The 11,732-nt window shown below is 66.7% G+C and carries 11 protein-coding genes; 5 read left to right on the forward strand and 6 right to left on the reverse strand.

Features of this window, described 5'->3' with window-relative positions; all coding sequences use genetic code 11:
• The first annotated feature begins 76 nt into the window (after nt 1-76).
• A complete protein-coding gene (locus RT614_RS11210; RefSeq protein ID WP_313622193.1) occupies nt 77-439 on the forward strand; it encodes a gamma-glutamylcyclotransferase family protein in 363 nt (120 codons plus the stop codon).
• Nucleotides 440-491: 52 nt separating this feature from the next.
• On the opposite strand, the gene norR is transcribed toward RT614_RS11210, so the two are convergent.
• Nucleotides 492-2,021 (reverse strand): nitric oxide reductase transcriptional regulator NorR, encoded by a 1,530-nt coding sequence (gene norR / locus RT614_RS11215; RefSeq protein WP_313622194.1) that lies wholly within the window; start codon nt 2,019-2,021, stop codon nt 492-494.
• 151 nt (nt 2,022-2,172) lie between these two features.
• Between norR and ytfE the strand changes: the two genes are divergently transcribed.
• Together ytfE and RT614_RS11225 are read left to right on the forward strand one after the other, a co-directional pair.
• Nucleotides 2,173-2,844 carry an iron-sulfur cluster repair protein YtfE gene (gene ytfE / locus RT614_RS11220; RefSeq protein WP_313622195.1) on the forward strand — a complete coding sequence of 224 codons (672 nt, stop codon included), beginning with the start codon at nt 2,173-2,175 and terminating at the stop codon, nt 2,842-2,844.
• 62 nt (nt 2,845-2,906) lie between these two features.
• A complete protein-coding gene (locus RT614_RS11225) occupies nt 2,907-3,317 on the forward strand; it encodes a hemerythrin domain-containing protein (RefSeq protein ID WP_313622196.1) in 411 nt (136 codons plus the stop codon).
• Between the two features lie 31 nt (nt 3,318-3,348).
• On the opposite strand, the gene RT614_RS11230 is transcribed toward RT614_RS11225, so the two are convergent.
• The gene (locus RT614_RS11230; RefSeq protein WP_313622197.1) at nt 3,349-3,657 is read right to left on the reverse strand and encodes a DUF1272 domain-containing protein; all 309 of its coding nucleotides are present in this window, start codon (nt 3,655-3,657) and stop codon (nt 3,349-3,351) included.
• A 170-nt stretch (nt 3,658-3,827) separates the two neighbouring features.
• On the opposite strand from RT614_RS11230, the gene RT614_RS11235 reads away from it, so the two are divergent.
• Entirely contained in the window at nt 3,828-4,745 is a 918-nt protein-coding gene (locus RT614_RS11235) for a DUF808 domain-containing protein (RefSeq protein ID WP_313622198.1), read from the forward strand.
• Nucleotides 4,746-4,757: 12 nt separating this feature from the next.
• Here RT614_RS11235 and RT614_RS11240 read toward each other — a convergent pair whose 3' ends face one another.
• Genes RT614_RS11240 through RT614_RS11250 form a run of 3 tightly spaced genes read right to left on the reverse strand, consistent with a single transcriptional unit; the run spans nt 4,758 to nt 10,470 of the window.
• Nucleotides 4,758-6,218: an efflux transporter outer membrane subunit gene (locus tag RT614_RS11240; protein ID WP_313622199.1), complete on the reverse strand. Its 1,461-nt coding sequence runs from the start codon at nt 6,216-6,218 to the stop codon at nt 4,758-4,760.
• Nucleotides 6,215-9,382, reverse strand: a complete 3,168-nt coding sequence (locus RT614_RS11245; RefSeq protein WP_313622200.1) for an efflux RND transporter permease subunit — start codon at nt 9,380-9,382, stop codon at nt 6,215-6,217. The genes RT614_RS11240 and RT614_RS11245 overlap by 4 nt, the downstream gene beginning before the upstream one ends.
• Nucleotides 9,379-10,470, reverse strand: a complete 1,092-nt coding sequence (locus tag RT614_RS11250) for an efflux RND transporter periplasmic adaptor subunit (RefSeq protein ID WP_313622201.1) — start codon at nt 10,468-10,470, stop codon at nt 9,379-9,381. Before RT614_RS11250 ends, RT614_RS11245 begins: the two co-directional genes overlap by 4 nt.
• A gap of 232 nt (nt 10,471-10,702) precedes the next feature.
• On the opposite strand from RT614_RS11250, the gene RT614_RS11255 reads away from it, so the two are divergent.
• Entirely contained in the window at nt 10,703-11,326 is a 624-nt protein-coding gene (locus tag RT614_RS11255; protein WP_313622202.1) for a TetR/AcrR family transcriptional regulator, read from the forward strand.
• Nucleotides 11,327-11,338: 12 nt separating this feature from the next.
• Here RT614_RS11255 and RT614_RS11260 read toward each other — a convergent pair whose 3' ends face one another.
• Nucleotides 11,339-11,719 carry a VOC family protein gene (locus RT614_RS11260; protein WP_313622203.1) on the reverse strand — a complete coding sequence of 127 codons (381 nt, stop codon included), beginning with the start codon at nt 11,717-11,719 and terminating at the stop codon, nt 11,339-11,341.
• Nucleotides 11,720-11,732: the final 13 nt, after the last annotated feature.

An 11,732-nucleotide genomic window follows, 5' to 3' on the forward strand; every position in this document is an offset into this window, starting at 1 on the left:
AGCGCTCCGATGGGGGCCGGGGAGCCGCTGGTGTAAATTCCGCTCCAGTACTCACTTTTTCCTAAAGGACACGACGGTGCCTGGACCCCATGAATCCGACAAGCCCGACATCCTGCTGTTCTCGTACGGAACATTGCAGGACAAGGCCGTCCAGTTGGCCAACTTCGGCCGCGAGCTGACCGGCCGGCAGGACGCGATGACCGGCTATGTCCTGAACTGGGTGGACATCACGGACCCGGAGGTGGTGAAGACCAGCGGCAAGGCGAAGCACCCGATCGTCCACGCCAGCTACGATCCCAAGGACGAAGTCTGCGGCATGGTTTTCCAGATCACTCAGCAGGAATTGCGGGCGGCGGACGCGTACGAAGTCGCCGACTACAAGCGCGTTTCCGTGCTGCTCAAGTCCGGCGTTCACGCCTGGGTGTTCATCAAGGCGTGAGCGGCTGCGCGGGGCCATGCATCATGCTCCCGCCAAAGGCCGTCGCGGCGGCTCAGGCCTTCAAACCCAACCGCCGCGCCAGCTTGTGCAGGTTGCTCGGATCCACGTCCAGCGTGCGCGCGGCGACGGCCCAGTTGCCCTGGTGGGCGTCCAGCGCGCGGCGTATCACCTGGCGCTGGCACGCGTCCACGGCGTCGCGCAGGGACTGGGCCGGCGCGTTGGCGACAGGCGTATCCGCGGCGTCGTCTTCCAGAGACGCGGGCATGTCGCCGTCGGACAGGTCCAGCAGCTTGGCGCCCAGCGTGACGATTTCGTTGCGGCTGGCGCCATGGCTGACGGCCTTGATGGCGGCGCGGCTGATGACGTGTTCCAGTTCGCGCACGTTGCCGGGCCAGCGATACCGGCGCAGCATTTCCTCGGCCTCGGGCGAAAGCCGCAGGCTGCGCAGTCCGAGCCGCGCGCGGTTCAATTCCAGATAGCGGCCAGCCAGCAGCAGTACGTCGTTGCCGCGGTCGCGCAGGGGCGGGATCGGAATCGGATAAACCGACAGGCGATGGTAGAGATCGGCGCGGAAGTCTCCGGCTCGCACCAGGTCGCGCAGGCTGCGGTTGGTGGCCGCGACGATGCGCACGTCCACGGTGCGCGGCCTGTCGTCTCCCAGACGCTGGATCTCGCCATTCTGCAAGGTGCGCAGCAGTTTGGCCTGAACCAGAAGCGGCAGTTCGCCCACCTCGTCCAGAAACAGCGTGCCGCCGTTGGCGGCCTCAAAGCGACCCGGACGGTCGGCGACGGCGCCTGAAAACGCGCCCTTGGCATGGCCGAACAGTTCGCTTTCGGCCAGCGATTCGGGCAGCGCCGCGCAGTTCACGTGCACCAGCGGCCGGTCGCGCCGGCGCGACAACCCGTGCACGCGGCGCGCGAACAGTTCCTTGCCCACGCCGGTTTCGCCCAGCAGCAGGATCGGCAGCTCGGAATCGGCCACGACTTCGATCTCGTGCAGCAGGCGTCCAATGGATTCGCTCTGCCCAAGGATCTCGCTGCCGACGGGGGCGGCATTGTCCGCCGGCGCCGGTCCCCGCGCCACGCGCAGCGCGCGGATCTCGGCTTCCAGTCGGGTGGTGCGCAGCGCCGCTTCCAGCAGCACGATGTAGTCGCGCAAGTCGGCCTGGGCCTCCATGTCGAACGTGCCGACTTCCAGTGCGTCCAGCGTCAGCACCCCCCAGGTCTTGCCCTCGATGTGCAGGCTGGTTCCCATGCAGTCGTGCACCGGCAGCGGTTCGCCCGCCATGCCGCTGATCAGGCCATCGTAGGGGTCGGGCAGGGTGCTGTCATGGTGAAAGCAGGTCACGCCGCGCCGGGCCAGGATGGCGGCAAGACGGGGATGCTGCTGTACGGCGAAGCGGCGGCCCAGCGCGTCCTGCGACAGGCCGTCCACCGCGATGGGGCGCAAGTGGTCTTCTTCAAGCTGCAGCAGCGCCACGGCGCCGCAGCGAAAGTGCGTGCGCAGGCTGGAGACCAGCCTTTGCAGGCGGATGGCGGGCGGCAGGTCGGCGACGAGGTCGGCAAGCAGGAGGTTTTGCATGGGTGGATTCTACCGTCGCGCGGTGAATTGAACCCTAATCGGAAATGGTGATATCTACCCTTTAATTTGCAGGTGATTGATAAATCGCAAGTTTTTCCTGGCACGGATTTCGCATATAGGAAGGCACCGTCATGATCAATGGAGAGACGCGATGAGCATGGTTGAGCAATCCCTGGGCCAATTGGCCCGCAGCATTCCCGGCGCCACGCAGGTTTTTCACGAATTCGAACTGGACTTTTGCTGTGGCGGCAAGAAAAGCCTGGCCGAGGCCGCGGCGCAGCGTTCGCTTGACCCCGCGCAGATCGAAGCGCGCTTGATGGCGCTGGCGCAGAACCCCATCCAGGAAACCGACTGGACGCTGGCGTCGCCCGCCGAACTCGTCGACCACATCCTGGCGCGTTACCACGAGGTGCATCGCCAGCAGCTTCCCGAACTGATCCGCCTGGCCCTGAAGGTAGAGCAGGTGCATGCCGACAGCCCCGACTGCCCGGCCGGCCTGGCCGACCACCTGCGCACCATGCAGCAGGAACTGGAAAGCCACATGCAAAAAGAAGAACAGGTGCTCTTCCCGATGCTGGCGCGCGGTCATGGCGCCATGGCGACGATGCCGATCATGGTGATGCGCATGGAGCACGACGATCACGGCGTCGCACTGGAGCGACTGATGGCCCTGACCAACAACGTGACCCTGCCGCGCGCCGCGTGCAATACCTGGCGCGCGCTTTACCTGGGCATCCGTCAGTTCAAGGAAGACCTGATGGCGCACATCCACCTGGAGAACAACATCCTCTTTGAAAACGCAGGCGCGCGCGCGACGGCCTGAAGAAAGCGCGCAACGAAAGGGCGGGGCCCGAAGGCCCCGCAGCACGGAATCGGAAGGCTCGTATGAATATCGATAAGTTCAAGCAGCAGCACGTGGACATCCTGGAAGGCATCGCGGCGCTGCGCAAGCTGGCGCTGGCGGGCGTGGCGCGCAACGCCGCCGAGATCGCTCGAGGCATCGTGTCCATGAGCGCAACGATCAAGCTGCATCTGGCCGTCGAGGATCGCGCGTTGTACCCGGCGGTGGCGCGCAGCCCGGACGCAGACCTGGCGCGCAAGGGACGCGAGTTCCAGGAAGAGATGGACGCCATCGCCGCCGCCTACGAGGCCTTTGCGAAGCGCTGGAATAATGCCCGCAGCCTGGAACTGGACGAACACGGCTTCCGCGACGACGCCAACACCGTGCTGCGCCGGGTCCACGAACGCATGCAGCGGGAAAACCGCGATCTCTATCCGCGAATCGAAGCGATGTAGCGCGCCTAGGCCGTCGCCGCGGCGAAAGGGCTTAGCGGTCCTCTGGGGCGATGCCGCTCAGAGTGGCGCGCAGCGCCGCGTGCGCGTCCAGGTCCACGGGACGGTGCTTGCGCTCAGCCGTGGCGGGATATCGGCCCAGGTAGTTTCCGTTCTTGCGATCGCTGGCGGGCCGCACCGGGCGGGGCGTGAACCCGCCGCCGCAATTCGGGCACACATTGCCCAGCACGCCGTCCGCGCATTCGGCGCAGAAGGTGCATTCAAAACTGCATATCCTTGCCTGGCTCGAGGCCGGCGGCAGCGCGATGTCGCAGTGTTCACACGTGGGACGCAGGGCAAGCATGCAAGGCTCCTGGATATGGGACGCGAACTGGGCAGCGTAGCGTGCCGCGCGGCGTTGCGGCCATGCTCCATCCGGACACAAAAGGAATGAAAACGGCCATCCGAGTTGCATGAATCGGCCGCCTGCCGCCTGTACACTCGCAGAACCTTACAGGGCTCAAGGGGTTCTTGATGGCAGGAAGCAGCTTCTTCGCGTTGTTCGACGATATCGCGACCATTCTGGACGACGTTTCCGTCATGACCAAGGTGGCGGCCAAGAAGACCGCCGGCGTGCTGGGCGACGACCTGGCGCTGAACGCCCAACAGGTCTCCGGCGTGCCCGTCAACCGGGAACTGCCCGTGGTGTGGGCGGTGGCCAAGGGCTCCTTCATCAACAAGCTGATCCTGGTGCCGGCCGCGCTTCTGATCAGCGCCTTCGCCCCTTGGGCCGTGACGCCGCTTCTGATGCTGGGCGGCGCGTTCCTGTGCTACGAAGGCGTCGAGAAGCTGGCGCACAAATACCTGCCGCACGGCGAATCCGCCGAAGGCCGCCACACGGCGCGCGCGGAAGCGCTGCAGGACCAGACGGTGGACATGGTTGCGTTCGAACGCGACAAGATCAAGGGCGCCGTGCGGACGGACTTCATCCTGTCAGCCGAAATCATCGTCATCAGCCTGGGGGCGGTTGCCGGCGCGGACTTCACCCGCCAGGTCGCCGTCCTGTCCATCATCGCCATCGCGATGACGGTCGGCGTCTATGGCCTGGTCGCGGGCATCGTCAAACTGGACGACCTGGGCCTGTACTTGAGCCAGAAATCCTCACAGGCGGTGGCTTGGCTGGGCAAACGCATCGTGGGCGCGGCGCCGTATCTGATGAAGACGCTGTCCGTCGTCGGCACGGCCGCGATGTTCATGGTCGGCGGCGCCATCCTGACCCACGGCATCCCGCCCGTGCATGCCGTCATCGAACACGCCGCCGCCGCGGTAGGCGGGGGCGGCGTCGTTCATGCCCTGGTCTCCACCTTGCTGAACGCCTTGTTCGGCGTCGTGGCCGGGGCCGTGGTGCTGGGTGCGGTGGGACTTGCCAAGCGCGTCTTCAAAAAGGGTTGACCGCCGACGCCGCTACATCTGCGACGCCGCGTCGGCGGGCGATCCCATGGCCTGGAACAGCGCAGCCGTTTCGGTCATGCGTTCGTTCGCGTATTGCAATTCGCGCAGCCGGGCCGCGACGTAATGCTGTTCGGACGCGTATTCGGTGTAGGGCGCCAGCGCGCCCAGCCGCACGCGGCTTGCCGTGTTCCGGTACGACTGCTCCGCTGCCCGGCGGGACGCCTCGGCCGAGGCCAGCGCCTGCCCGCCCGCTTCCAGGCGCGACAGGGTGTCGGCGACATCGCGAAAAGCAGTCAGCACGGTCTGCTTGTACTGCAGGACAGCCGCCTGGTATCGCTCTTTGGCGGCGCTGCGCTCGGCCAGCAGCGCGCCGCCATGGAAGATCGGCTGGGTCAGCGATGCGCCGATGGCCCAGATGGGCCCGGCCCCGGACAGAACGTCAGCCCAGGCGAACCCTCCCTTGCCCATGGAGGCCGAAAGCGACAGGCTGGGGAACAACTGGGCGGTCGCCAGCCCCACGTCGGCCGCGGCGGCCTGGACCACGGCTTCGGCCACCTGGATGTCTGGCCGCGCGGCCAGCAGTTCCGACGGCACGACCACGGGAACTTGCGCGGGCACGTCCAGCGTGGCGAAGGCCAGGTCGGGTGGCGCCTGGTCAGGGCTGCGGCCCAGCAGCACGGCCAGGGCGTGGCGCGTGGCGTGCCATTGCGCCCGCAGTCCGGGCAAGGACGCCTCCAGGGTTGCGGCGTCCTGGTCCGCGTCCAGGGCATCGTTCTGCGACGCGGATCCCAGCTCATACCGGCGTTGCGTGTCGCGCGCCACCTGGCGCAGCAGCACCACCTGTTTTTCCGTAAGGGCAACGCGTTCGGCCAGCGACGCCGACGTAATGGCGCCCGTGACGATATTGCCCGCCAGTGAGCGTCGGGCGGATTCCAGTTGATACGCCTGTTGCGCCACCTGCGCCGCCAACGAGGTGTTGGCAAAGCGCGCCGCGCCGAAGAGATCCAGATCGTATGAGGCCTGGATCTGCCCCGTGAAGACGTTATAGAGCGCCGTGGGTTGGGGCAGCTCGGGCATCATCAAGGCGCGATTGCGCGTGGCGTTGGCGCCGGCGTCCACGGAAGGCAGCAACGAGGAATTGACCTGTCCGCGCAATTGCTCGCGCGCGCCGGCCAGGTTGCGCTCGGCGGCGGCCAGGTCCGGGCTGTTGGCCAGGCCTTCTTCCACCAGCGCATTGAGCGCATCGGAGTTGTAGCGTTTCCACCATTGCGGCACGGGCTGTGCGCCGCGCTCGAAGCGCTGGGCGACTCCCTGGGCGGAAGCGCCCGCAGCGGGCGCGGCTTCGACGCCGTATTGCGCGGGCTGCGCCACCGCAGGCGGCTTGCTATCCGGCGCGAAGGCGCAGGCGCCCAGCGCCAGCACCAGCGGCAGGGCGGCCAGCCGGAAGCTTGTGAGAGGAATGGGCATGCTCATGCGGAAGCTCCTCGTTCGGCCGTGTCGCCCGCGTTCGCGCCGGGCGGCACGCCCTCGGGTTCGTCGCGCTCGTCATGGCGCACGCGGAACCAGGCGGCGTACAGCGCGGGCAGGAAGAACAGCGTCAGCACCGTGGCGCTGGTGATGCCGCCCATGAGCGCGGTCGCCATGGGGCCGAAGAAATTGCTGCGCAATAGCGGAATCAGCGCCAGCACGGCCGCGGCGGCCGTCAGCGTGATGGGCCGGAAGCGCCGCACCGTGGCACCGACGATCGCATCTACCCGCTTGTGGCCCGCGCCGATGTCCTGCTCGATCTGGTCCACCAGGATGACGGAGTTGCGCATGATGATGCCGAACATCGCAATCACCCCCAGCATGGCGACAAAGCCGAAGGGCTTGCCGAACAGCAGCAGCGCAGCGACCACGCCGATCAGGCCAAGCGGCGCGGTCAGCACCACCATCAGCACGCGGGCGAAGCTCTGAAGCTGCACCATCAGCAGCGTCAGCACGGCCACCACCATCAGCGGCATCTGCGCATTGATGGATGACTGGCCCTTGCCGCTTTCTTCCACGGGGCCGCCCACTTCGATGCGGAAGCCCACTGGCAGGTCGGTGCGCAGCGCGTTGAGCTTTTTGTCGATGGCGCGCGTGACGTCGATGCCCTCGGCCCCGGCGGTCACGTCCGCCTGGACCGTGATCGTGGGCTGCCGGTCGCGTTCCCAGATGACGCCGTATTCAAGGTCGTAGCGCACCTGTCCCAGGCTGCCGAGTGGCACCGGTCCGTTGGCCGTGGGCATGGCCAGCGTTGAAATGCGCGCGGGGTCGATCCGCTCTTGCTGCGGGGCGCGCAGGCTGACATTGATCAGCTTGTCGCGTTCGCGGTATTGCGTCACGGTGTAGCCCGACAGCGTCATCGCCAGGAAGTCGGAGATGTCGCTGGAGCTGATTCCCAGTTCGCGCGCCTTTTGCTGGTCGACCTCGAAGCGCACCGACCGTTCGGAAGGCTCGTCCCAGTCGAACTGCACATTGGCCGAGCGCTTGTCGGCCCGAACCTCGGCCGCCACTTTTTCGGCTACGGCGCGCACCTCCGGGATCTTGTCGCCGCTGACGCGGAACTGGACCTGGTAGCCGACGGGCGGCCCGTTCTCCAGGCGCGACAGACGGCTGCGGATCGCCGGGAAGTCGTTGCGGAGCATCGGCGCCAGCCATTGGGCGAGCTTTTCGCGGTCTTCCACGGAATGGGTGGTGATCACCAACTGCGCGAAGTTGGGAGTGGCAAGCTGCTGGTCCAGCGGCAGGTAGAACCGCGGCGCGCCAGTGCCCACGAAGCTGACGGAATGGTCGATTTCCGGCCTGCCTTCAAGCGCCTTCTCCAGGCGTTCGACCTGGCGCAGCGTGGCGGCAAACGAAGCGCCCTCCTGCAAGCGCACGTCCACCAGCAGTTCGCTGCGGTCGGAGCTGGGAAAGAATTGCTGCGGAACGAACTTGAACCCGACCATCGACACGGCGAACACCAGGACCGTACCCGCCAGGACCAGATAGCGCCTGTCCACGCACCACGCCACCCAGCCGCGCAGCCGCTGGTAAAAGCGCGTGTTGTAGATGTCGTGCTCGTGGTCGCTGGGCAAGTGGGCCTCGCGCTTGCGCTCGGGCAAGAGCCGATAGCCCAGCAGCGGAATCAGCACCACCGCAGCGAACCACGAGGTGATCAGGGCGATGGCGGACACCTGGAAGATGGAGCGCGTGTATTCGCCGGTGCTGGACTTGGCCAGCGCAATCGGCAGGAATCCCGCCACCGTCACGAGGGTGCCCGTCAGCATGGGAAACGCAGTGCTGGTGTACGCGAAGGCCGCGGCGCGCGTCCGGTTCCAGCCTTGCTCCAGCTTCACGGACATCATCTCGACGGCAATGATCGCGTCGTCCACCAACAGTCCCAGCGCCAGCACCAGCGTGCCCAGCGACACCTTGTGCAGGCCGATGCCGAACATTTCCATGAACAGCGCCGTGATGGCCAGCACCACCGGGATCGAGATGACCACCACCATGCCCGTGCGCAGCCCCAGCGACACCAGGCTGACGGCCAGCACGATGGCCACGGCTTCCGCCACGGAACGCAGGAAGTCGTCGACCGAATGCGACACGGCCGCGGGCATGCTGGACACTTCCTTCAGCGTCAGGCCGGCAGGCAGCTGCGCCTGCAGTTCCTTGAACTTGGCGTCCAGCGATTTGCCCAGGCGCACCACGTCCTGGCCGGGCTGCATGGTGATGCCGATGCCCAGCACCGTGGCGCCGCCCAGGCGCATCTGCTGGGTGGGCGGATCGTCATAGCCCCGGTGGATCGTGGCGATGTCGCCCAGCCGGACGGATGTCCCGTTGACGCGAATGAGCGTGTCGGCCAGGGCGCGGCTGTTGGGAAACTGCCCGGACGGGCGGACGAAGATGCGGTCGTCGCCAGTGGTCAGCGTGCCGGCGTTCTGCACGGCGTTCTGGCTGTTGATGGCCTGGGCGATCTGCTGCGGCGATACGCCCAGCCGGGTCAGCTGCGTGTTGGCGATTTCGATGTAGATGTGTTCGGGCTGGTCCCCGAAGTAGTCCACCTTGGCCACGCCCGGCACGCGCAGCAGCACCGTGCGCAGCTTGTCGGCGTAGTCGTGCAGTTGCGCAGGCGAAAACCCGTCGCCCTGCAACGTATAGATATTGGTGTAGACGTCGCCAAATTCATCGTTGAAGAACGGCCCCTGCACGCCCTGAGGCAGCGTGGCCCGGATATCGCCGACCTTCTTGCGGATCTGGTACCACTGGTCCGCCACGGTGCTGGCGGGGGCGGAGTCCTTCATGGTGTAGAAGATCAGCGATTCGCCCGGCCGCGAGTAGCTGCGCAGGAAGTCCGTGTTGGCGGTTTCCTGGAGCTTCTTGGCGATGCGGTCGGTGACCTGCTCCTGCACCTGCTGCGCGGTGGCCCCCGGCCACATCGTCTGGATGACCATGACGCGGAAGGTGAACGGCGGATCCTCGGATTGGGCCAGGCGCGAATACGACAGCACGCCGAACAGCGTGACGAGCGCGATGATGAAAATGACCAGCGGCTGGTGCCGCAGGGCCCAGGCCGACAGGTTGAACCGGCCTTCCTCGTGGCGGTGGGAATCGGCGTCGGGTGCGGTCATGACGCGAAATCCTCGGGATGCAGCGGCGGCACCGCGCGGACCTTCTCGCCGGCCGATACGGTGTGCACGCCTTGCCACACCACGCGTTCGCCCGCTTGCACCCCTTGCGACACCGTTACCGTGCGCGCGTCGTAGCGCAGTACCTGCACGCGGCGCAGCTCCAGCGTGTCTTCCTGCGGCTTGACGATCCAGACGGCCGGTTCGCGGCCGTCATGGAACAGCGCCGTGGCCGGCAGGGTGTAGGTGGCGCGCCCGTTTGCCGAGCGGTTGTCGAAGCTGATGTTGGCGGTCATGCCCAGCCGCACTTCGGGAGGGGGCGACTCCAACGTCAGCTTGGCGCGGTAGGTGCGGCTTTGCGGATCGGCGGCAGGCGCGATCTCTCGCAGCACGGCGGAGATTGTCTGTCCGGGCAGGGGGCCCAGCGTGACGGTGGCGCGCTGGCCGACGGCCAGGCCGGCCAGCACGCTTTCGGGCACGTCGCACAGCGCGTCGATGCCGCCCGACCAGGCCAACTGATAGACAGGCGTGCCGGCCGCCACGTTCTGCCCCGTGTCGGCCTGTTCCGCGGTGATGACGCCGGCGTGATCGGCCTGGAGCGTGGTGTATTTGAGCTGGTCGTTGGCCAGCGCGGCCTGCTGGGCCGCCTGGTCCCGCTGCGCCAGCGCCGATGCGTAGGCGTTGCGCGTCTGTTCGAGCTGGTTCGTGGCGATGAGGTTTTCGCGCGCCTGGGCCCGGTCGCGGTCCAGTTGCTGGCGGGCGTAATCCAGCTGGTGCTGGGCTGCCGCCGCCGCCGCGCGCGCCGCTGCCGCATTCTTGGTGGCGTCGGCCGGGTCCAGTTTGGCGACCACCTGCCCGGGGGTGACCGTGTCGCCCAATCGCACCTGCCGCTCGATGATCTTGCCGCCCACGCGGAACGACAGTGGCGTGCTGTAGCGCGCCTGCACCTCGCCGGGCAAGGTCCAGGCGGGCAGGGATTCGTCGGCCTGCGCGGGCATGGCGACGACGGGACGGGGCGCCGGCGCCGGCGCTTCCTGACGCCCGCAACCGGCGACGACGGCGGCCAACGCCAGCGCGGCGGGCAGGGCCACAAGGCGGGTCCAGCGGCGGACTTGGGAATGAGAGGCGGGTGGTGCTGCATCGGCAGCGGCGTTGCGGGCGGCGGCGCGCGCGCAGGGGCCAGGACAATTCACGAAACACCTCGCGGCGCGGAAAAGGGCGTAAAAGGGACGAGTCGGACTCGATACAGACCGGATTCTAATACAGTCATGTATTCGGATTCAATAATGAATCTGAAAGTGCCGCCAGTGCTAAACTCGCGCCATGTCAAAAGTCCGCCTAACTCGAGAGCAGAGCCGTGATCAGACGCGCCAGCGCCTGCTCGACGCCGCGCAATCGATTTTTCTTGCCAAGGGCTTCGTGGCGGCCAGCGTCGAAGACATCGCCGAACAGGCAGGCTACACGCGCGGTGCGTTCTATTCCAATTTCGGCAGCAAGTCCGAATTGTTCCTGCAACTGCTCAAGCGCGACCACGAAAGCGTCATGGCGGACATGCGCGCCATCTTCGAGGACGGCGAAACCCGTTCCCAGATGGAAGCGCGCGTGCTTGACTACTACAGCACGCATTACCGCGAAAACGACTGTTTCCTGCTCTGGATGGAGGCCAAGCTCCAGGCCGCCCGCGATCCGGACTTCCGAGTAGGCTTCACGGCCTGTCTGCGCGAACTGCGTGAAGCCACCACCGAATACATCCGCCAGTTTTCGGCCCACGTCGGCACGCCGCTGCCGCTTCCGGCCGAACAGCTTGCGCTGGGCCTGCTGGCCCTGTCGGACGGCATGCAGTTCAGCTACGCGTTCGACCCGCAGGCGGTCACCCCGGAAATGACCGAAGCCGTGCTGGCCGGGTTCTTCCGCCGGGTGGTCTTCGGCGATTCCCGGCCCGAATAACGGGCGAAGCCCTCAGCCCAGCAGTTCCGATATCTCGATCAGGTTCAGGTCCGGATCGCGCAGATAGACCGAGCGGATCTTGCCGGTGGCGCCCGTGCGCGCCACGGGACCTTCGATGATCGCGGCGCCCGCTTCCTTCAGCCGCGCGATCACTTCATCCAGCGGACGGTCGGCGATGAAGCACAGGTCCAGCGCGCCTGGCACGGGCAGGTGCGCCTTGGGCTCGAACTCATGGCCGCGCACGTGCAGGTTGATCTTCTGGTTGCCGAAGCGCAACGCCTGGCGCCCTTCGCCAAACGTCTCCAGGCGCATGCCCAGGATGCGGGTGTAGAAATCCACCGTGGCGGCGGGGTCGGTGCAGGTCAGGACCAGGTGGTCCAGGTGGTCGATCATGGGCGTCTCCAGC

This window comes from Achromobacter sp., assembly GCF_032102605.1.
Lineage (GTDB): Bacteria > Pseudomonadota > Gammaproteobacteria > Burkholderiales > Burkholderiaceae_B > Achromobacter.

Bases quoted from the DNA above. Each gene is read 5' to 3' on its own strand.
- RT614_RS11240 (WP_313622199.1), bottom strand. From the start codon at position 6,218: ATGAGCATGCCCATTCCTCTCACAAGCTTCCGGCTGGCCGCCCTGCCG.
- RT614_RS11230 (WP_313622197.1), bottom strand. From the start codon at position 3,657: ATGCTTGCCCTGCGTCCCACGTGTGAACACTGCGACATCGCGCTGCCG.
- RT614_RS11235 (WP_313622198.1), top strand. From the start codon at position 3,828: ATGGCAGGAAGCAGCTTCTTCGCGTTGTTCGACGATATCGCGACCATT.
- ytfE (WP_313622195.1), top strand. From the start codon at position 2,173: ATGAGCATGGTTGAGCAATCCCTGGGCCAATTGGCCCGCAGCATTCCC.
- RT614_RS11245 (WP_313622200.1), bottom strand. From the start codon at position 9,382: ATGACCGCACCCGACGCCGATTCCCACCGCCACGAGGAAGGCCGGTTC.
- RT614_RS11255 (WP_313622202.1), top strand. From the start codon at position 10,703: ATGTCAAAAGTCCGCCTAACTCGAGAGCAGAGCCGTGATCAGACGCGC.
- RT614_RS11260 (WP_313622203.1), bottom strand. From the start codon at position 11,719: ATGATCGACCACCTGGACCACCTGGTCCTGACCTGCACCGACCCCGCC.
- norR (WP_313622194.1), bottom strand. From the start codon at position 2,021: ATGCAAAACCTCCTGCTTGCCGACCTCGTCGCCGACCTGCCGCCCGCC.
- RT614_RS11225 (WP_313622196.1), top strand. From the start codon at position 2,907: ATGAATATCGATAAGTTCAAGCAGCAGCACGTGGACATCCTGGAAGGC.